The following is an 18,625-nucleotide window of genomic DNA, read 5'->3' on the forward strand; positions in this document are numbered from 1 at the left end:
TTAATGCAATGTTTTCATTTCGTGCTTGCTCATAAATTTTAAATAACCATACCTGATATATTTTACATGAGTTTTGACCTTATACTGAAAGATGGAAATGTATTTTTATATGGCGGATTAAAAAGGACATCCATAGGAATTATTAACGGAAAGATAGCAGCCATAGGCAACTTAAATGATTTCAAGGGCAATACAAAGAGAATTAACCTATCGGGAAAACTGGTTATTCCAGGTGGCGTTGACCCGCATACACACATAGAAGGCTATTCCAGTGCCGGGACAATAAGGAATGGCACCGAATCAGCAGCTATAGGGGGCACCACAACAGTGCTGGATTTTTCACAGGCAAATAAAAATGAGGATACTGTGGCTGCTGCCGCTTCGAAAATAAAAAGATTTTCTGATAGCAGTTCACTGGATTTTACCATAAAGCCCATGATGGTAACAGAAGATTTTCAATCTATAGAGGGGCTTGAATTAATATTTTCACAGTTATCCAAACTCGGGATAATGGCTGTCAAAATTTTCACCACATACAAGAATCTCGGGAGGTACGCTAATAATTATCAGATTCTGCAGGGAATGAACACTGCTAAAAAGTATGGCATAATGGTTCAGATTCATGCAGAAAATAATGATTTCCTTGAAGGAAATATGGAAGCTCTTTTAGCGCAGGGAAAAACTGACCCTAAATACCATGCCATAAGCAAACCGCCGGTGAGCGAGGACGTTGCCGTTGCTGATTCAGCTGTGATGGCAGGAGATTCCGGTGCAAAGGTATACTGTGTCCATCTTTCAACAAAAACATCGCCTGAAATTATAGACAGTGCAAGAAAGCATGGCGTGAATATATATGGAGAGACCTGCCCTCAATATTTAATCCTGGATGATAGCTTCCTTGATAGGGAAGATGGCAATTTATACCTCTGCAGCCCCCCATTGAGAAAAAAAGAGGATATTAATGCAATGTGGAATGCCATATCATCAGGAAAAATACAGGCAGTGGGTTCAGACCATGTGCCATTCCTGGCATATCAGAAAAAGAAAGGAATACCATTTAATAAGGTGCCAAATGGCATACCTGGCATAGAAACTAGATTGCCCCTACTATTTTCCGAAGGCGTACAGAAAGGGCGCATCACACTTGAAAAGTTTGTTGATGTAATAAGCACATCCCCATCGAAAATTTTCAATCTGTATCCTCAAAAGGGTACTATTTCAATAGGGAGCGATGCGGATTTAACCGTAATAGATACTGAGCTTGAACACGGGCTAAGGGCTGAAGACCTGCATATGGGAACTGACATTGCCATATATAGCCATATGAAAACAAAGGGATGGCCGGTACTTACAATCTCTGGCGGAGAAATAGTTGCTGAGAATGATGCGTTCACAGGAAAAGGAAAGAAAGGCCATTTTCTTGGAAAGGAGGCGATTTAAATGAATAACATGGAAAGAATTAAGAAAATACTGATTGAACAGGGATCAATAGGTAGGGAAAACGGAAAAGCAATATCAGAATATAAAGAATTAACAATAAATGATGGTGTAACCAGGCCAGCAGGAACGGATAGAGATAAAAATACAAGGGATTACTTTGTTGATCTGTGTAAAAAGAACGGATTCGATCCATTTGTAGATATTTTCGGGAACATATTTATTACGTTAAATGGAAGCAATTCTGATCTGGGAAAAATAATGATGGGTTCACATCTGGATTCCGTTGTCCAGGGTGGAATGTTCGATGGAGCCATGGGGGTTTTCAGTGCCTTTGAAGTCCTTTTGAGGTTAAAGGAATCAGGATACAGAAACCACAGGGATATTGTTGCAGCAGCATTTACCGGCGAAGAAGGGTCAGCATTCCATCAGCCTATGCTGGGAAGCAATGGTTTCACAGGAAATATCAGCAAAGCAAATCTTTGGGCTTTGAAAAATAGGGATGGAGTTGATTTTAAATCAGCGATGCAGAGAATAGAATACCTTGGTGATTCTGAGTTCCCCGGGAAACCGGAATACTATCTTGAATACCATATCGAGCAGGGGCCTGTACTGGAAGAAAAGGGAAAGGAGATAGGCGTTGTAACTTCCATAACAGGGCAATGTGTGCTTTCTGTAGAAGTTAATGGCATACAGGGACATTCCGGGACTACACCAATGGAAATGAGAAGCGATGCACTGGTAAGGGCAGCCGGGATAATTGCCATGATAGATAAAATTGCAAGGGAAGCATCTAAGAAATACAACAACCATAGTGTAGGCACCGTTGGAGAATTATCGGTGGAACCTGGAAGGTTCAATGTAATTCCAGGCCATGTAGCAATGAAAATAGATTTGAGGAGTGAACACAGCGACAGCCTTGCGTACATGAAGAAAAAAGTCCTGGAAGAACTTGAAACTAAAAGAAATGGCGTTAATATAAAGTACAGCATAGTTGCAGAGGTAGAACCTTCCATAATGTCAGATAAGGTAATGGATGCAATAAAGGCTTCAATAAAGTCACTGGGATTTAGCAGCATGGAGATGCCCAGTGGTGCAGGGCATGATACCATACCTATGTCTAAAATAGCTGAGGCGGGGATGATATTTGTACCCAGTATAAAGGGCTTAAGCCATACACCGCTTGAATGGACAGATTTCAAAGATGTTGAAAATGGATTGGAAGTCCTATTAGGAGCTGTTAAAAATCTGGATAAAAACTAAGCATGGATTTATTAAACATATTTTATTCATAATTATATATTAGAAAACTAAATATATTAATATGATTATAATTGTTTATGAAGTATATTAAATATATGGGGTTTTCAGCTATTGCTGCGGCATGGATAACTATTTTTGCAGCTATCAGTGTAAATCCATGGTTTAGAATTCAAAAAAATGCATTAAGCGACCTGGGTGGAACAAATATTTCAAATTTTTTTCAGCATCAGGCTCCGGCAGACCCTTATATTTATAATGTAGGATTGATGGTAACAGGGCTGCTTATTGCATTATTTGCCATTGCGGCAATTGCAAACTCCAGGAATAGCATTGAGAATACAGGGTCTGCATTCTTCATAATTGCAGGGTTGTTTCTAGCGTTAATAGGAATATACCATGAAGGCACTTACCCCCATGACTTTGTTTCCATATGGTTTTTTATAATTGCTTCTATAGCATATGCTACAATCGGAATTTCACTGTTATTTACAAAATTCAGAAAAGTAGGAATTGCAATTTTGATTATTCTTCCAGTATCATGGGTCCTGTTTATTGAAATACCATGGCAATCTGTTGCCGAGGATGAAATATTCGGAGTTATTGTGATTGACATAATGGTTTTGCTCCACATTTATACATTCCAGAAATTGAAAAATAATAGATGAATTTTATTTGAGATTTGAAACACTGTGATTTTCTTATAATTATAATGCATTGAGAAACCGGGTATATTAACTATGAAAATAGAAGTGAGCTACCTCATGCTAAAGCATAGAGGCTTCCTGCTTCATTGACCATGCTTAACTTCACATAGGGGCTTATATTAAGCCCTTCAAAGCCAGAGGCAATAATCTCCACAGGCGTTAATTCCCTACGCTCCATAGGTACATTTAAATTTATATTACATTTCTTAAAATAATTATTTAATTTTTTATTTTTAATTTTTAATAATTCATTTAATTTTTTAATGCCATAATACATATCATTTAATGCAGAATTATAATCCCTATCGATTATAAAACCACACTTAGGGCAATTGTATATTCTTTCATCTAATTTTATATCATATTTATTATGGCAATTAGAACATTCCTTTGTGGTAGGAATAAATTTATCCAGTAATATAAGTGTTGATGCCTTATGTTTAAGTGCATCGATTATTCCACCTATGCCTGTAGATTCTATCCTTTTGCCAAAGAGATGCTTCCATCCTCTTATATTGTCGTTCTGTGTTATTACTATATCATAATTGGATGTTAAATAATGGACTATTTTGTTTATAGTGTCTTTTCTTTTATTTGCTGTTTTAGTTTGTTCTTTGTTTAATTTATTTTTGTTTTTATAATAGTTCTTAGATTGTTTTTTACTGAGTTTATTCTTTGAACCTTCTGCATATTTAGCTTTTCTTGATAATGACCTCTGCAATCTTATTTCTTTTCTGGATTTTGGTATATTATAGTTTAATATTGAGCCATTAGAGCATGTCAACTGGTTCTTTATTCCTAAGTCAAATGATATTATTTTTTGATTATTAACAGGTTTTTCTAAAATGTATTTATTTCTGTATGCTGTTATGTTGATATAATAATCACTGTTTTTATTGATTAGCAATGCACTTGCCGGTTCATAATAGCATTCTAAGTTATCCAGGCCATTTACTTTTAACAACTGCTTTATATTCTGTATTTTAATATAATTATTATTTATTATTTTATATGTTATAGTATATTGATTCAATGGTATTGATGTTATAAATGATTTAAATTTCAATTTTCCAACTTTAAAGCCATTCTCTTTTAATTTATGAAGACCTCTTATGTTGTCCATTGCCCTGTTAATAATTTTCTCCTTCATCTGTGATGATATATATTTTAATTTCCTTGTTTCATAATGGTCTTTAACATATACATTTACATTCTTTATTTTAGGGTCTATATTAAAAATATCATTGTTGAATTCTTTGTTTATAACATAATTATATAGCCATTTAGCTTCTAAAAAGATTGTGTTTAATGCCTTTATAGTATTATTATTTAATTTATCATTGTCTATTTTTAGTTTAAGTATTATTACATCCTGCGTTTTTCTTCTTTCTCTTGTTATTCTTAACGAATTTTTAATTTTGTTTCTCTTTGTTTCTATCATACTTTCTTCTATTAATTTTATTATATCAATTTAATATATAAATTATTTCCATTTATTTCTTTATTTCCAGAAATTCATCCACATCGTAAACTCAGTGGCTTTCTTTCTGGTAGAATGATTTGTAAAATAAAGGCTTAAATCAATACTACATAATATAGATAAGACCTGGTAATTTTGGCCGTCATTACAGTTTATTTATAAATTTAATCTCAACACCTTTTGTCCCTATTATTTTTAGAAATTCCAACGTGCCGGTTCCTTCTGCCAGGACGATACTTGACCCGTTGGTTAGGGAAATTGAGTAGGATGTAACAGAGATGGTGTGACTGAGTAGATATGTAAATATTGCTATAACCACCACAAAGAAAAACACACCAATTGACAATCCAATATAGCCAAATGCGAGAAATAGCAACATGAGGAGAAACCCTACAATAATCAGAATAATGCGTAGAATATTTATACTTCGAAAACCACCACGCCCGGTTATTACATTCAAACTTGCAATAGAACTATAATAGACATCTTTTTCCTCCTTGCCATTAAACAAAACAAGTTTTGTTTCAGTTGCAATAATTTTTTTATTCCCATGTATATATTCTGCTAATACATCATTATATTGACCCTGTAAATTATCTGTTCCGGGTTGCATAATTCCACAATGAGGCTTTTGGTTATAAATTTTTAGGAAATGTTTTTTAGTATACTATTCCGAGAAATTATTTGAATTCATTGACAATGGGAATTTTAATTATGTATGGTAAATTGCAAATGTGCCTAGATTTTCAAATAATAAAAATTAGAGGGTAAACTTTCCAACTTCTTCAAGCATATCCGGTTTTTTAGCCCTGTAATAAAAATAGAGCACTATAATGAACACAAAGTATATGCCAGAAATATATGAGGCGTAGTTAAGTGGTGGCGCCGGGGCAGGGTATACAACGTATACAATAGCAACTACAAGAGCTATTGCTACTGCCCAGGGTATTATTAAATGCTGTATTATTCTCAAAGTTCCTTTTCTTCTATGGTAAACCCCAAGGCCGATTCCAGCTATTGCATGGTTTGAAAAACTGAAAATTGAGTTGCTTATTATAAGGAATAAGCTGGCTGTTAGAGGGCCGAGAATGAGGCCTGATACTATTGCTATGGTTATGCTCAGCAGGCCGGTGAATATAACAAGGTTCCCTGGCACTTTGTGTTTATTAATACTGGTGAAAACTTTTGGAAATAAGATTTTATCCCTTGCATATGCATAGGATGTTCTCACAGTGCTTGTCTCGAATGCAACCCCTGATGAATTAAAACTATTAATGATAAATAAGACAAATACTGCAGCAACCGCCAGGCCAAGATATTTTGTATAAACATAAATTCCAGGATCTGATAGGTTTGCATACTGGAACATATTGGTAACGCCGTAGACAACGGACTGGGCATAGGAACTAATTATTATAACTGCCCCTATTAACCCGGCAAGTATACCCAGTGCGAGGGGTATGTTTTTCTTTGGATTTTTAGTTTCCTCTGCTACCGGTACCACAGAATTCAACCCACCAAATGTAGCGATTCCAAGAATCATTTCAATTGCAATATCGGTATAGTTGAAATGCACTGCTGCAGCTGTGAATGGTACATATGAGTTATGCGGGCCGGCAATTACTATAAGGGCTATTGATGTCCCTATAAGAAATATAAATTCAGCAAGGCCAGTATAAAGAACGTATTTTAAGGACAGTTTAACACCGAAGAAATTCAAGACTGTTGTCTCTCCAATAATTATAATTGTTAATGGTATCCAGATCCATGGATATGCTGCAGCTAGTGATGGATCCAGTGCGTAAAGGAAGGCGGTTAATCCTAACATGGCGAATCCTGTATATCCAAGGAGGTAATAGTAATAATAGGAAATACCACCATAAAAAGACAGGAATTTGCCCCTGTCCCCGAAGGCTTTCCTGTGGAATGCTGCCCATGAATATGCGGATGCAACCTCCTTTGACCATTCATATGTCACCAGAGTCATGCCACAATAAATGATAAAGGCAAGAACTATAACAAGCGTCATTGAAGAGCCAACAGCCCCGGCAATTCCTACAAAAAATAAGGCAGTAACAGCAGCCGGGCCATTGGTTCCAAGCCCCTGGGCCAGTGCCTGCCACATGCTTAATGTATGGGTAGCAAGGCCGGATTTTGAATCCAGATTGTCCATCAGAATACAACTACAATTTATATATAAATTTATCGCAATATATATGGAACATGGAACACCTCAGATATTCTGATAGAATGTTATTATCATAGAACGTTATACCCACAGATGGATGTTTATGAAGCCATAAAAAAAAGGAGAGATGTAAGGTCGTGGTTTTCTGATAAACACATAGACAATAACACCCTTGGAAGAATATTGAAAGCAGGAAATTATGCACCTTCGGTGGGATTATCACAGCCATGGAACTATATTTTAATCAGGGATATAGAAACGAGAAAGAAAATTAAGGCAGTTGTAGAAGAAAAGAGAATGGATTTTTATAATTCTCTCCCGGATGAAAAAAAGATAAAATTCCAAAATATAAAAATTGAAGGAATTTTAGAATCGGATCTTAATATGGCCGTAACATGCGATGTTTCCAGAAAAGGCCCTGACATACTGGGAAGGGCTACAATGCCGGAAATGTCGGAGTATAGTGTCGTGTTGTCAATAGAGAATATGTGGCTTGCTGCCAGAGCAGAGGGGATTGGAATGGGATGGATCAGTTTCATTGACCCTGATATGGTAAAGAAAATCTTGGGTATTCCTGAAAGTATTAAGCTTGTAGGATATCTTGCAGTGGGCTACCTTTCCGAAGACCATGATATACCGGAACTGGAGGAAAAGAAATGGGAAAAAAGGCTGGATGTTTCTAATTTTGTATACATGGACAAATGGGGAGAGAAGCCTGATCCAGAAACAATTGATAAACTGAAAAATTCATGGATTTGAGGAAAAATAATCATAAAGTATGCGGTATGTTAACCCGAACACGATATAATCCCTGAATTTATATGTTTCATTTTTATGCATAAGTTCTTCCCGCGTTGCCCAGAAATACTTTGAGATTTCATTGTCCGGATGTATTGCTGTTTCAGTGGAAAAACACTCATATGCCTCTACACTCACATTTCCATTCAAAGTATGGTATATTCCCAGTGACCTTTTAACAGTGATTGGCAGTCCTACCTCTTCCATGGTTTCCCTTATTGCTGCCTGTTCACAGCTTTCATTCCTTTCCCTGTGCCCTCCAGGAAGTGCCATCTGCCCTGACCATGGGTCTCCATCCTGTTCAGCCCGTTTTATTAACAGAAATTTATCACGGTTAAATATAAGGGCTACGGCTGCCATGCATTCCATAGATTATTATGAAAAATGTATATTTAACAGTATTCAAAAGGTGGAAATGCCCGGAGTAAGCCTCCTTCTGTTAGCCTTTCGGTTGGCAACATTCGACTATGCGTCTTACCTGAATCTAGCAGCTGTAGTCAACGATTCAATTTAGACTTGCTCCCTGCAGGGAGAGTTCTCATCAGCACTCCATGAAACGTCATTTTTTCAAATCATCCTTCACATGGAACCGTTTATTTCTTGTCTCTTAACCATGCCTCTCGGCATACCGGCTTTCACCGGTTGCAGCCAGCTGTGGAGGGGGGACTTTCCTCACCTTTCGGCGTCAGTTGCCCTCGGGCTTTTCCACCAGTTTATCGCTGCAAAAGATTTAAACTTATCAGGATTTCACACATTCGCTATCGTATGTTGCATCATTGCGATATCCGAATATTTCATTAAATACAGCCAGTGTAATTATAATTCCGGCGAACGAAGCAATGGCCACCACCAGGGTTGAGTACCCCATCCCTATGGCTGAAAACATAATGGGAAATATGGAAATAGATAGAAATGAAGGGAGCTGGTAAATGAAATTGGAGATGCCTACAGCTTTGCCCCTCATGTCTGAATCGGCAACCAGAGCCTGTGAAGTAGTTATTGGCTCATTATTCCAGTGGTTTCCCCATACAAATATCATCATGGATACCGGCAAAACAATATATATATTAAACAGAAGTGCCAATCCTGATATGACAAGCCCGGCAAACGATAGTGCAAAACCTGAATAACTTAATTTTCTCAGACCTATTTTAGGCAAAATCTTCGGGCCTAAATAGCCAGCAGGAATTCCTATAGAATAAATGCCGATAATGATAAAACGGTCATTAATTGCACCGGAGATTCCAAATTTCAATATTATATAAGGAATGAAAAAGGCAAATGTCCCGACCTCAATCCCGCTTGCGATTCCACAGCACCAGCTATACATAGATGTTCTCCACTGTACCCGGTTATGCCTTAATTTCCGGAAGAAATCAATGTAAGTAGCTTCTTTATTGCTAGCTTTCCATATATCTGATTCCGGTATTCTTTTATAGGACAGAAGAAGGAACAGTACTGGAATTATCTGGATTAGTATGGCAATTTTCCATATTGCTGTGGCTTTTAAGCCAGAAATTAGTAGAATTACCACGCTTCCATTTAAACCCAGTATAGCCACGCTCGCCATGAGTGTGTTATAAGCCCCTGTAACCTCACGGTGCCCGGGTTTTTCTGTCTCCATAATATATGAGTAAACGTTGGCAATATCTGCACCTGCAGGAATTCCTGCAAGAAACCGGAATATAACCAGCATTGTCAAATTAATTGAAAGTGCGGATAGTATTGCAGAGATGAGGAATAAAATGAGATTGAAAAAGAACAGTTTCCTCCTGCCAAAGCGGTCTACCATATACCCTCCAAGTACTGACCCGATGGATGCCCCTCCTATAGTTGCACCTGTAACAAGACCCAGCATCGTTGTTCCAAATCTTAAGCTGTGTTCCACAAATATGCTTATCATGGGGATAGAGAATATGTTCCATTCATCGATAAAAAGTGATGTTAGCATAATTTTTGATATGCCACTATTGCCTTGTGGATATTCGGTTTCCATGAAAGCTAAGTCAATAATGTTAAAAGAAAATGTGCAAAGGTGCATTTTGTGCACCGGTAGAAAATTTTTATATCTTTATCTTCCTGTATTTTACAAAGAATATAATATCATAGGAAAGCTTCAGGGCTCCACCGGCGAAAAACATAAAGGGTGGAAATACTGTCATCACAGCACCCACAATCCCGGGTCCGGGAATCAGGGCACCATTCCGCACTGCTGAAAATATAGAATTGCTATTTACCCGGTAATTCTCTTCAATAACAGTATTTATAAGGGTATCCCGAGCCGGCACATCCATCTGGCTTGTTGTCTGCCTGAGAAACAGGAATATTTCACTGATAGCAAGTACGTGTATAACAGGCACAAGCATTAAAAATATGTTGCTCACCGAATGTGTGTATACCATGGTCCTTATAAGACCTATTTTTGATGAAATTAAGGGAGAGATCAGAATAGATATTGTGGTTATAATATTGACTGCAACAAAAATCAAACCGGCTGTGCTCAGGGATATGTGGTATACGTATTTGAAATACAGTGAAATCATTGATACTGTTACCATGCCGCCGGCAAATGAGTCCATTGCAAAGAGGTATGATAGTGAAAACACCCTCTTTTTTGTTTCTACATCCAGATCCTTTCCCTTCATCCTTTTATGCTGCGGGAACCTTATAAATAGGTACAGTACAAACTGGCATAGTGCCACAAGTGTGAGTAAAAGGAATACTATCCTGTAATCGATGTTCACATAAAAGAATAGGAATAATGAAGCTATTATTGATGCCCCATAGGAAAAAAAGTTATAGAGTGAAAATGCCATTCTCTTGCTTTTCATATCCGTTTCATAATGTGCCATAGCATACTGTTCTATTGGCTGGTTCGGGCTTATGTCCCTGCCTGAAAGGGAAATTGAGCCAAGCATTAGGGAAAAGATAAAGACATAAAAATTCATGAATATAAAATTCAACAGCAGGGCTATGGCCAGTGCGGCGGAAATTGCATACATTTTGAGCCAGTTCTTAATATTCAATGCGGGAAATACGTAAATTATCAGTGTTGAGAATGCAATGCTGAATAATACTATGATTCCAACATCAAAAACATTTACAAATTTTGACAGGTAGAAAGGTGTTATAACTGCAAGCATTGATAATATAAATGACCTCGATGCCTTTGAAACTGAAATAAAATAACTCTGGGCCTTCATATAAATCGTTAATGGTTAGTTCAATTCACCCATACGGTTTTTATATTTGTAAACTCAAGTATTCCATATCTGGATAGTTCACGTCCGATTCCGCTTTTCTTCGTCCCGCCAAATGGCAACCTCGGGTCGGAAGCAACAATTTTATTGATTGATACTGTACCTGATTCTATGTATGGAACAAGTTTTTCTGCATTATCCGGGTCTCCCCATATTGAGCATCCGAGCCCGTATGGAGTGTCGTTTGCAAGTTTTATTGCTTCATCAATGGTTTTGAACCTGCTCAACATTGCAATAGGCCCGAAAACCTCTTCCCCATAATCTTTATCCATTTTTACCAGTGCTGGCCTTATTACATTTCCAAAGTTATCCCCGGTAGAGATTACAGTTCCCATAGATTTCAATTCCTTAAGTTGCTTTGTTATTATATCTTTCTGTGATACAGAGGATAGTGGGCCAATATATGTGTCTTTATCCAGCTGGTCTCCCACTTTTACCCTGCTATATTCCTCCAGCATTCTTCTGGAAAATTCATCGTATATAGAATCATTTATAAGGAATCTTTTAGAGGCAATGCAACTCTGGCCATTATTCTGCAGTCTCGCGTAAACGGAGTTTTTTACTGCTTCGTCTATATTTGAAGAATCCAGGACAATATAGGGATCTGAACCACCCAGTTCCATTACAAATTTCTTTATGTTTTTTCCTGCTTCAGCAGCTATTATAGATCCTGCAGCTGTAGACCCTGTAAATGAAACACCGTCTGAGAATTTAATGGCATCATCTATTATTTTGCCTGTTGTTATTGTAGACCTAAATGTATCAAGATTAAACAACTCCTGGATTTTCAAAGAAGACCCGCTTACTATGGAAGCGTGCTTGAGAAGAACAGCGTTCCCTGCCAGCAGTGCGGGAATTGCAGCTCTTGCCACCTGCCATAATGGGAAGTTCCATGGCATTATTATGATTATAACCCCAAGGGGGTCAAATCTTATATAGGATTTTTTTGCCTCTGTATGTATATATTCATTTTCCAGGAACTTTTCACCGTTTTCAATGTAATAATCAAAGAGCCTGAGTGTTTTCTGTACTTCTGCAATGCTCTGGCTTATAGGTTTTCCCATCTCAGATGACATCAGGGTTGCAAGGCTTTCAACATTTTTTTCAAAATTTTTCTTTGATTCTTTCAGCATGTCAATTCTTTTATCAATATTTTCCCTCCATTTGAGCTGGTTTTCCTTTAAATTTCTGATAGTTTCCTTAACATCTTCAAGGCTAGCTACCTTATACCTGCCAAGTTCTTTTTCTGTAAAAGGGTTAAATGTTGATATTTCCATATATAAAAATGGATATTGATTACTTTACCTTTTTGGTGTCCGGTATTCCAATTATATCCTGTTAACAGAATAATTATACCCTGTGTTATTTCTTCTATTAGACGCCTTCCCCTGGATAAATTCCATCATTATATAGTAATTACATACAAATCAGATATATGGAGTTATGAAGTAATGCCAATTATAGGAATAATTAGAGTACTTATTTTCTTTTTTTCTGACGAGATATAATTGTTAAAGGGTATCCGGAACATGCAATTATTTTACCCGCCAATTTTGTTCAATCATAACAATAACTAAATATACTGCAAAATTAATTATAAAAGTATTTCATTACAACACCATGATTGGAGCTATTCTTGCAGGAGGATATGGCAAACGGCTGAAACCTATAACAGACCATATACCCAAAGCACTGGTGGAAATTAAGGATAATTATACCATAATGGACAGACAGCTTTTTGATTTTAAAAATATAGGAATCACTGATGTTTATATCCTTTCCGGATACCTGAGCGAGGTTATAGAAGAACGTTATAAAAATTATAAAGATATGAATATCCATTATCTCAGGGAAGACAAACCTATGGGAACTTTATTTTCACTCTCAAACCTCATGAAAAATATAAATGAGGACGCCATAGTAAGAAATGGAGATACTGTTACCGACATAAATTTCAGGAGCTTTGTGGAGTTTTCGAAATCGAGGGATTATGATGTAGTAATGTATGTAACTAAAATGCAGAGCCCCTATGGAATAGTAGAATTTTCAGGAGACAAGGTTGACAATTTCAGGGAAAAGCCTGAACTTAACCATTATATCAATGCCGGATTATATTATGTAAAAAAATCTGCATTTGAAGCATTTTTCAGAAAATATATGGAAAAGGATATTGAAAAAAGTGTTTTTCCGTACCTTGTAAACAATAACAGGATGGGCGTATACTGCGAGGATGCCCTCTGGCTTGGCATAGACAGCGAAAAGGATTTAGGAACCATAAAAGAGTTATACAAAGGTAGGGAAGACACATCATACGGGTACTTGAAAACATTATACTTTGATGAGGGGAAAAGCATAGTCGAGTATTACATCAGATCAGGTGAAAATGTTGAAATTAAATCTGGCAAAATATTAAAAATAGGTTCAGGCACAGGCTATATTGAGAATGATACGGATAAAAAATATTCTAAGGGGCAGGTAATAAGAACCGCGGATACAACATTATTGTATGCATATGAGAATACTATAATGGAGGAGATATCTATATAAAGACCTATGCCACATCTGCTATTATATTATATATATTATATTCATAAAATTTAATAACCTGTTATTAATGATATTGCCATGACTGTTAGCAGGGGAGAATTATTTAAAGCCATTGATAATATTTATGGTAGAAAAGGAATGTCTAAAAAAGATTCTGAAGATCTCTGCGACTTTATTCTTTCTTTTTTCGGATATGAGGATTACATAATAGACAATGTTCTTTCTGCTGCTGAAAGGGACGTTTTTTACAACCTTGAGGAATATGGAATAGTAACAACCCACAGGGAGGAAATTAACATAGTCCATGGAAAAGCATGGCGCATCAATCAGTGGTATCTGGACAAAGCCAAAATAAATAAGCTAGCAAAGGAAGAAAAGGAAGAAGATTCCGAAAAAAATATATACGATTCAATATTCAAAAATATGTGAATGGTAATTTTTATACTTTATTTTAGAGTTATTAGATAATACAAATGATTAAATAAACTATTAAATATTGTTATATATGATATTTAGAGAAGATGATGGGCATGAATATGTTGAAGTTGATTTTCAGATGCGGCATGAACGATGCTGGACAGAGATTACTGATGGCTTAAATGTTAATATACACACGGTTAGCAGCAATGTGCATAAAGACAATAACTATATTTACGGAACTGTGGAGATAAAGGCAGAATCAGAAAGGGAATTCAAAAAATTCCTTACACTTTTCAAACGGTCCAGTGCCATAAGCGAGATTTTAAGAGTGTCTTCCAGTGCCTATAGAAAAAATCTTTATGAAGTTTCATTCAAGGAAAAATATAGCAATATGATAGTATCTTTGCTGTATGAAAACAATGTTGTTTACCATAATGACCTGATATCTGATAATTTTGAATATATAATGGCAATTGTCCCTGTTGAATCTGTTAAAACCTTAAAATCATCACTATCAGAACTTGGAGAGATGCCCTATTTCCATATGAAGAGCGACAGGCAAAATGGAAAAATTGATAGTGTATTCAATTTAACTGACCAGGAAGCATTTACAGTGTATATGGCTTACCAGAATGGGTATTTTAACATACCCAGGGAAAAATATCTCAGTGAACTGGCTACAATAACAGGGCTTTCAAAGTCAGCCCTGGAAGAATACATGAGAAAAGCAACGGGAAAAATCATGGATGAATGGACCCGCAAGAATAGATATTTTTTGATGAAGAAATTTGGTGAGTAGGGGATTAAAATGGATTTCAGGAATAAAAATGCTATAGTTACAGGTGGTTCAAGAGGCATAGGGAATGGCATTGCAAAAGCTCTGGCAGACAACGGCGCAAATGTTATAATTACATATGGCAACAACGACAATGCTGCGGATGAAACTGTGAAATATATAAGAAGTAAGGGAGTTTCAGGCGAAAAATACAAGATAGACCAGTCGGATATAGGAGAAATAGATGGATTGATGAAATTTATTAAAGATAAGTTCAAAACAGTGGATGTGCTGGTCAACAATGCCGGAATTTGCCCGTTCATGGATTTTTTTAATATAGACCAGAATTTATTTGAAAAAGTATGGAAAGTCAATGTGGAAAGCCATTTTTTCATCACACAGCGTGTCTCACAGATGATGATAGAGAACAATACTAAGGGAAAAATATTATTTATAAGCTCAATAAGCGCAATAGTTGGCGGGAAATTTCAGGCACATTACACCACAACAAAGTCTGCTATGAATGGATTAATGCATTCACTGGCCATAATACTCGGTGAGCACGGGATAATGGTTAATTCGCTGGAACCTGGTACTATACTTACTGATATCAACACAGAAGACCTTTCAAATAAAAAGAAAAGGGAGTATATGGAAAACAGAATACCCCTAAGAAGATTGGGAAATCCTTCCGATATAGCTTCTCCGGCTTTATTCCTTGTTTCCGATGAAAATACATATATAAATGGTGCTGAACTTTTAGTTGACGGCGGCATGCTTGTTAATTTACAGTGAACTACCTCATGCTAAAGCATAGAGGCTTCCTGCTTCATTGACCATGCTTAACTTCACATAGGGGCTTATATTAAGCCCTTCAAAGCCAGAGGCAATAATCTCCACAGGCGTTAATTCCCTACGCTCCATAGGTACATTTAAATTTATATTATATTTCTTAAAATAATTATTTAATTTTCTATTTTTAATTTTTAATAATTCATTTAATTTTATTATATCAATTTAATATATAAATTATTTCCATTTATTTCTTTATTTCCAGAAATTCATCCACATCGTAAACTCAGTGGCTTTCGTTCTGGTAGATGGATTTGTAAATTTATTTAATAATAATTTTGACGGAAAAACTCATGTGAGTTACTATATTATTAAATTTTTGATATAACAGCGGTTATTCTTATAACGGGTTATATTTTTTACCCATTATACAGGATAATAATATCTTGCCGTAGGTATTTAAGATTAAAAATATTGTATAATCACTTAGATCGTTTTACATTTCTTATTTTGAATCTCATAGTTACAAAAAATACAGACATGTGCATCTGTTAAATGGCATGATTGTTACAAAAAATAATAAATATTTAAATTATAATATAATTTTATAATATCCAGTTATTTCACCACATCTCTCGAAGTTTCCTCCAGTGATTTTCTTTCAGTTCTCACATATTCCGGCTTAAATATGTAAAGCAGTGTTACCACTATAAATGCTAGAACAAAGAAAGCCCCTGCTATATATCCTATATACTCAATACCAAACGCAACTATCATCGGTGTGAATAACCCGAATATCCCTGCTTCGAACCTCATAGTAAACCAGACAAACCCCTGTCCGGAGTTTCTGAGGCTTGTAGGGAAATGTTCCAGTGATAGCAGCCTTGTGGTGGTCCAGATACCGAGCCCCTGGCCAATACCGAATAGCAGGAATGAAGCCAGTAGAACGTATACGTTTTTAAGGAATGGCGGATAAACGAGAAGGAAAAATGATACTGCCGCCATTGCAGCGCTTGCAAGGTAAAGCGGAACTCTCCCCACACGGTCTGATAAATAATAAAATATTAACAGTCCGGGGACAATAGCACTTCCAAAGTAAATGGCCTCAAATGCATATGTGTCTCTAAGGCTTACCAGATGAAGCGAACTGAATATGTACGGGAAAAACTCACCGTATGTAGAAGCAGGTATTCCCCACATAAGGTATAAAAACCAGGCCAGTAGCATGAACCATCCATATTTCTTGAAAAGTTCCTTATACTTGTCTATCGTGAATTTTTTGTTTTCCTCATCCTTAATATCTATGTGAAGCAGTTTAGCAGATTTCTGCAGGTCTGTTTTATTTCCACGCATCATATCATATCTTGGAGATTCTGTAAGGTTTCTTCTCAGTAACCAGCTCACAAAGGCGAGTAAACCGAGCATAATCCATATGACCCTGAATAATACCATGCCTGTGTTGTACAGTGCTATCGCTATTCCAAGCTCCACAAGGACACCGACATACCACATTATTGTTGTAATGCTCATCAATCTGCCACGATAATTTTTTGGCGAGAATTCAGTTATCAGGCTCCAGGATGTGGGAACGTCAGCACCTACTGCTATTCCAACAAGGGCATAAAATACCATTGCCCAGACTATATTAAAAATACGGCTGGGGAAAATTCCAGTTATTGCGAGCAATATTGCAGATACGCCATATATTATCATATCAACCTGATAAATAAATTTTCTACCAAATTTATCTCCTAACCTTCCGAATCCAAGTGCTCCAAATGCAGCACCCAGGAGTGTAATCAATGCAGGTAACCCATCTTCCAGGGTTGTAAAATTCAGCAATGTTCCGATAGCCAGAAGAGTTATTCCGGTACCTGCAAGCATACCAGCGTCCAAAAAATCTCCAAGTGATGCAATAAAAGTCCACTTGAAATGAGTTGATGAGAGCGCAGCATCGTCATAAGTTTTACTATCTACCATAAGTTCACCTTAAAATATATTTCCATTAGTGTATATATAGTAATTCCCAAACTATTCCATAGTATACTGCATAATGCATATATTATATACAATATATAAAGGGATAGTGTGTGTACCCCTGTATGTTTGAATCAATGTATAACAATACATTCGGGCAATTATTTGATTGAATTTATAGATTATATGTTTCTAAAATTCAAGCCCATCTATATCAGGGTCATATGCAGATAGTACATTTACGTATAATTTTAATTTATCATATGCACTGTAACATTCAAAAATATTTTCTGCTATCCCCATTGGTATGCTTTTAAGTATATTTGAGCTTTTAAAGGATGCGTCTGTGAATATTATTTTGCCTTTGCCTGTGTTAATGATAAAGGCCAGCGATGCCCTGTGGTGGCACCCTACCCATAGTGCACTGATTCCTGGTATCAGTTCAGTAATATTTTCTGCATCAAAAAAGTGAATTCTGTCTTTTGCCTCAAATAAAAGGTATTGAAGCACATTTTCAGGGATAAATAGATTCCTATTATCGTTGTGTGGGCCAGGTACCATAATATCATTAATCCATCCTTTCTTCAATATATGGTATGTTGCATTCTTAAATTCATCCGCCCTTCCGGTAGTGTAGTCCTGTAAGGGAGTAAATGAGATATTTTTAACATCTTCCGGCTTAAATCCAGCTTTCCTTAAAGTTTCTATGGAATCACTGGATGTGAATTTTGCCCTGCTGCCTGCGAACTCAACCATTGCACGGTTTCTTTCTTCCATGTCCACTGGCATTCCAGCATTTATCAGGAAATTTGTTTCGTCGTTATATGCCATTATCATATGAAAATGTAGGGTTTCCCAGTTTCCCCATCCGGACATCCTGTAAACTTCCGGCGCAGGTACATCTGATTCCCCTACCTTAAAAACCTTAACCCTGAATACATTTTGAGCCATTTATACCAGATAATCATAAATGAACAGTAAATA

18 protein-coding genes and 1 other RNA gene are annotated in these 18,625 nt (G+C 36.5%); 8 read left to right on the forward strand and 11 right to left on the reverse strand.

Annotated features, from left to right (window positions below; genetic code table 11):
- The first annotated feature begins 66 nt into the window (after positions 1-66).
- The 3 genes from hydA to FACI_RS02390 all read left to right on the forward strand — a co-directional run bounded on the left by hydA (position 67) and on the right by FACI_RS02390 (position 3,365).
- A complete protein-coding gene (gene hydA, locus FACI_RS02380) occupies positions 67-1,440 on the forward strand; it encodes a dihydropyrimidinase (RefSeq protein WP_009886509.1) in 1,374 nt (457 codons plus the stop codon).
- A complete protein-coding gene (locus FACI_RS02385; RefSeq protein WP_009886510.1) occupies positions 1,441-2,700 on the forward strand; it encodes a M20 family metallo-hydrolase in 1,260 nt (419 codons plus the stop codon).
- 77 nt (positions 2,701-2,777) lie between these two features.
- On the forward strand, positions 2,778-3,365 hold the full coding sequence (locus FACI_RS02390) for a DUF998 domain-containing protein (RefSeq protein ID WP_009886511.1): 588 nt from the start codon (positions 2,778-2,780) through the stop codon (positions 3,363-3,365).
- Positions 3,366-3,459: 94 nt separating this feature from the next.
- Here FACI_RS02390 and FACI_RS02395 read toward each other — a convergent pair whose 3' ends face one another.
- The 3 genes from FACI_RS02395 to FACI_RS02405 form a co-directional block, all read right to left on the reverse strand.
- Positions 3,460-4,845 carry an RNA-guided endonuclease InsQ/TnpB family protein gene (locus FACI_RS02395; protein WP_009886512.1) on the reverse strand — a complete coding sequence of 462 codons (1,386 nt, stop codon included), beginning with the start codon at positions 4,843-4,845 and terminating at the stop codon, positions 3,460-3,462.
- 184 nt (positions 4,846-5,029) lie between these two features.
- Positions 5,030-5,497 carry a hypothetical protein gene (locus FACI_RS02400; protein WP_009886513.1) on the reverse strand — a complete coding sequence of 156 codons (468 nt, stop codon included), beginning with the start codon at positions 5,495-5,497 and terminating at the stop codon, positions 5,030-5,032.
- Between the two features lie 147 nt (positions 5,498-5,644).
- Complete coding sequence (locus tag FACI_RS02405) at positions 5,645-7,057, reverse strand: APC family permease (RefSeq protein ID WP_009886514.1); 1,413 nt, start codon at positions 7,055-7,057, stop codon at positions 5,645-5,647.
- A 108-nt stretch (positions 7,058-7,165) separates the two neighbouring features.
- On the opposite strand from FACI_RS02405, the gene bluB reads away from it, so the two are divergent.
- Positions 7,166-7,831: a 5,6-dimethylbenzimidazole synthase gene (gene bluB, locus FACI_RS02410; protein WP_009886515.1), complete on the forward strand. Its 666-nt coding sequence runs from the start codon at positions 7,166-7,168 to the stop codon at positions 7,829-7,831.
- On the opposite strand, the gene FACI_RS02415 is transcribed toward bluB, so the two are convergent.
- From FACI_RS02415 to FACI_RS02430, 5 genes are all read right to left on the reverse strand, one after another.
- Positions 7,820-8,239 (reverse strand): NUDIX hydrolase, encoded by a 420-nt coding sequence (locus tag FACI_RS02415; RefSeq protein WP_009886516.1) that lies wholly within the window; start codon positions 8,237-8,239, stop codon positions 7,820-7,822. The genes bluB and FACI_RS02415 overlap by 12 nt on opposite strands.
- Before the next feature lie 44 nt (positions 8,240-8,283).
- Positions 8,284-8,575: RNase P RNA component (gene rnpB, locus FACI_RS09900), an RNA gene on the reverse strand.
- Positions 8,576-8,609: 34 nt separating this feature from the next.
- Entirely contained in the window at positions 8,610-9,866 is a 1,257-nt protein-coding gene (locus FACI_RS02420) for an MFS transporter (protein ID WP_009886517.1), read from the reverse strand.
- A gap of 67 nt (positions 9,867-9,933) precedes the next feature.
- Entirely contained in the window at positions 9,934-11,073 is a 1,140-nt protein-coding gene (locus FACI_RS02425; protein WP_009886518.1) for an MFS transporter, read from the reverse strand.
- A 20-nt stretch (positions 11,074-11,093) separates the two neighbouring features.
- Positions 11,094-12,407 (reverse strand): aldehyde dehydrogenase family protein, encoded by a 1,314-nt coding sequence (locus FACI_RS02430; protein WP_009886519.1) that lies wholly within the window; start codon positions 12,405-12,407, stop codon positions 11,094-11,096.
- Positions 12,408-12,750: 343 nt separating this feature from the next.
- On the opposite strand from FACI_RS02430, the gene FACI_RS02435 reads away from it, so the two are divergent.
- The 4 genes from FACI_RS02435 (at position 12,751) to rhaD (ending at position 15,667) form a co-directional block, all read left to right on the forward strand.
- On the forward strand, positions 12,751-13,677 hold the full coding sequence (locus FACI_RS02435; RefSeq protein ID WP_009886520.1) for a nucleotidyltransferase family protein: 927 nt from the start codon (positions 12,751-12,753) through the stop codon (positions 13,675-13,677).
- Positions 13,678-13,755: 78 nt separating this feature from the next.
- Positions 13,756-14,106, forward strand: coding sequence for a DUF6015 family protein (locus FACI_RS02440; RefSeq protein WP_009886521.1), 351 nt, complete (start codon positions 13,756-13,758; stop codon positions 14,104-14,106).
- A gap of 76 nt (positions 14,107-14,182) precedes the next feature.
- Entirely contained in the window at positions 14,183-14,896 is a 714-nt protein-coding gene (locus tag FACI_RS02445; RefSeq protein ID WP_009886522.1) for a helix-turn-helix domain-containing protein, read from the forward strand.
- Positions 14,897-14,905: 9 nt separating this feature from the next.
- On the forward strand, positions 14,906-15,667 hold the full coding sequence (rhaD, locus tag FACI_RS02450; RefSeq protein WP_009886523.1) for an L-rhamnose 1-dehydrogenase: 762 nt from the start codon (positions 14,906-14,908) through the stop codon (positions 15,665-15,667).
- A 6-nt stretch (positions 15,668-15,673) separates the two neighbouring features.
- On the opposite strand, the gene FACI_RS10425 is transcribed toward rhaD, so the two are convergent.
- The 3 genes from FACI_RS10425 to FACI_RS02460 all read right to left on the reverse strand — a co-directional run bounded on the left by FACI_RS10425 (position 15,674) and on the right by FACI_RS02460 (position 18,592).
- A complete protein-coding gene (locus FACI_RS10425) occupies positions 15,674-15,796 on the reverse strand; it encodes a hypothetical protein (RefSeq protein ID WP_009886524.1) in 123 nt (40 codons plus the stop codon).
- A 486-nt stretch (positions 15,797-16,282) separates the two neighbouring features.
- Positions 16,283-17,644 (reverse strand): MFS transporter, encoded by a 1,362-nt coding sequence (locus FACI_RS02455; protein WP_009886525.1) that lies wholly within the window; start codon positions 17,642-17,644, stop codon positions 16,283-16,285.
- 189 nt (positions 17,645-17,833) lie between these two features.
- Positions 17,834-18,592, reverse strand: coding sequence for an MBL fold metallo-hydrolase (locus FACI_RS02460; RefSeq protein WP_009886526.1), 759 nt, complete (start codon positions 18,590-18,592; stop codon positions 17,834-17,836).
- Positions 18,593-18,625: the final 33 nt, after the last annotated feature.

This window comes from Ferroplasma acidarmanus Fer1 (assembly GCF_000152265.2).
Lineage (GTDB): Archaea > Thermoplasmatota > Thermoplasmata > Thermoplasmatales > Thermoplasmataceae > Ferroplasma > Ferroplasma acidiphilum.

Bases quoted from the DNA above. Each gene is read 5' to 3' on its own strand.
- hydA (WP_009886509.1), top strand. From the start codon at position 67: ATGAGTTTTGACCTTATACTGAAAGATGGAAATGTATTTTTATATGGC.
- FACI_RS02385 (WP_009886510.1), top strand. From the start codon at position 1,441: ATGAATAACATGGAAAGAATTAAGAAAATACTGATTGAACAGGGATCA.
- FACI_RS02390 (WP_009886511.1), top strand. From the start codon at position 2,778: ATGAAGTATATTAAATATATGGGGTTTTCAGCTATTGCTGCGGCATGG.
- FACI_RS02395 (WP_009886512.1), bottom strand. From the start codon at position 4,845: ATGATAGAAACAAAGAGAAACAAAATTAAAAATTCGTTAAGAATAACA.
- FACI_RS02400 (WP_009886513.1), bottom strand. From the start codon at position 5,497: ATGCAACCCGGAACAGATAATTTACAGGGTCAATATAATGATGTATTA.
- FACI_RS02405 (WP_009886514.1), bottom strand. From the start codon at position 7,057: ATGGACAATCTGGATTCAAAATCCGGCCTTGCTACCCATACATTAAGC.
- bluB (WP_009886515.1), top strand. From the start codon at position 7,166: ATGGATGTTTATGAAGCCATAAAAAAAAGGAGAGATGTAAGGTCGTGG.
- FACI_RS02415 (WP_009886516.1), bottom strand. From the start codon at position 8,239: ATGGAATGCATGGCAGCCGTAGCCCTTATATTTAACCGTGATAAATTT.
- FACI_RS02420 (WP_009886517.1), bottom strand. From the start codon at position 9,866: ATGGAAACCGAATATCCACAAGGCAATAGTGGCATATCAAAAATTATG.
- FACI_RS02425 (WP_009886518.1), bottom strand. From the start codon at position 11,073: ATGAAGGCCCAGAGTTATTTTATTTCAGTTTCAAAGGCATCGAGGTCA.
- FACI_RS02430 (WP_009886519.1), bottom strand. From the start codon at position 12,407: ATGGAAATATCAACATTTAACCCTTTTACAGAAAAAGAACTTGGCAGG.
- FACI_RS02435 (WP_009886520.1), top strand. From the start codon at position 12,751: ATGATTGGAGCTATTCTTGCAGGAGGATATGGCAAACGGCTGAAACCT.
- FACI_RS02440 (WP_009886521.1), top strand. From the start codon at position 13,756: ATGACTGTTAGCAGGGGAGAATTATTTAAAGCCATTGATAATATTTAT.
- FACI_RS02445 (WP_009886522.1), top strand. From the start codon at position 14,183: ATGATATTTAGAGAAGATGATGGGCATGAATATGTTGAAGTTGATTTT.
- rhaD (WP_009886523.1), top strand. From the start codon at position 14,906: ATGGATTTCAGGAATAAAAATGCTATAGTTACAGGTGGTTCAAGAGGC.
- FACI_RS10425 (WP_009886524.1), bottom strand. From the start codon at position 15,796: ATGGAGCGTAGGGAATTAACGCCTGTGGAGATTATTGCCTCTGGCTTT.
- FACI_RS02455 (WP_009886525.1), bottom strand. From the start codon at position 17,644: ATGGTAGATAGTAAAACTTATGACGATGCTGCGCTCTCATCAACTCAT.
- FACI_RS02460 (WP_009886526.1), bottom strand. From the start codon at position 18,592: ATGGCTCAAAATGTATTCAGGGTTAAGGTTTTTAAGGTAGGGGAATCA.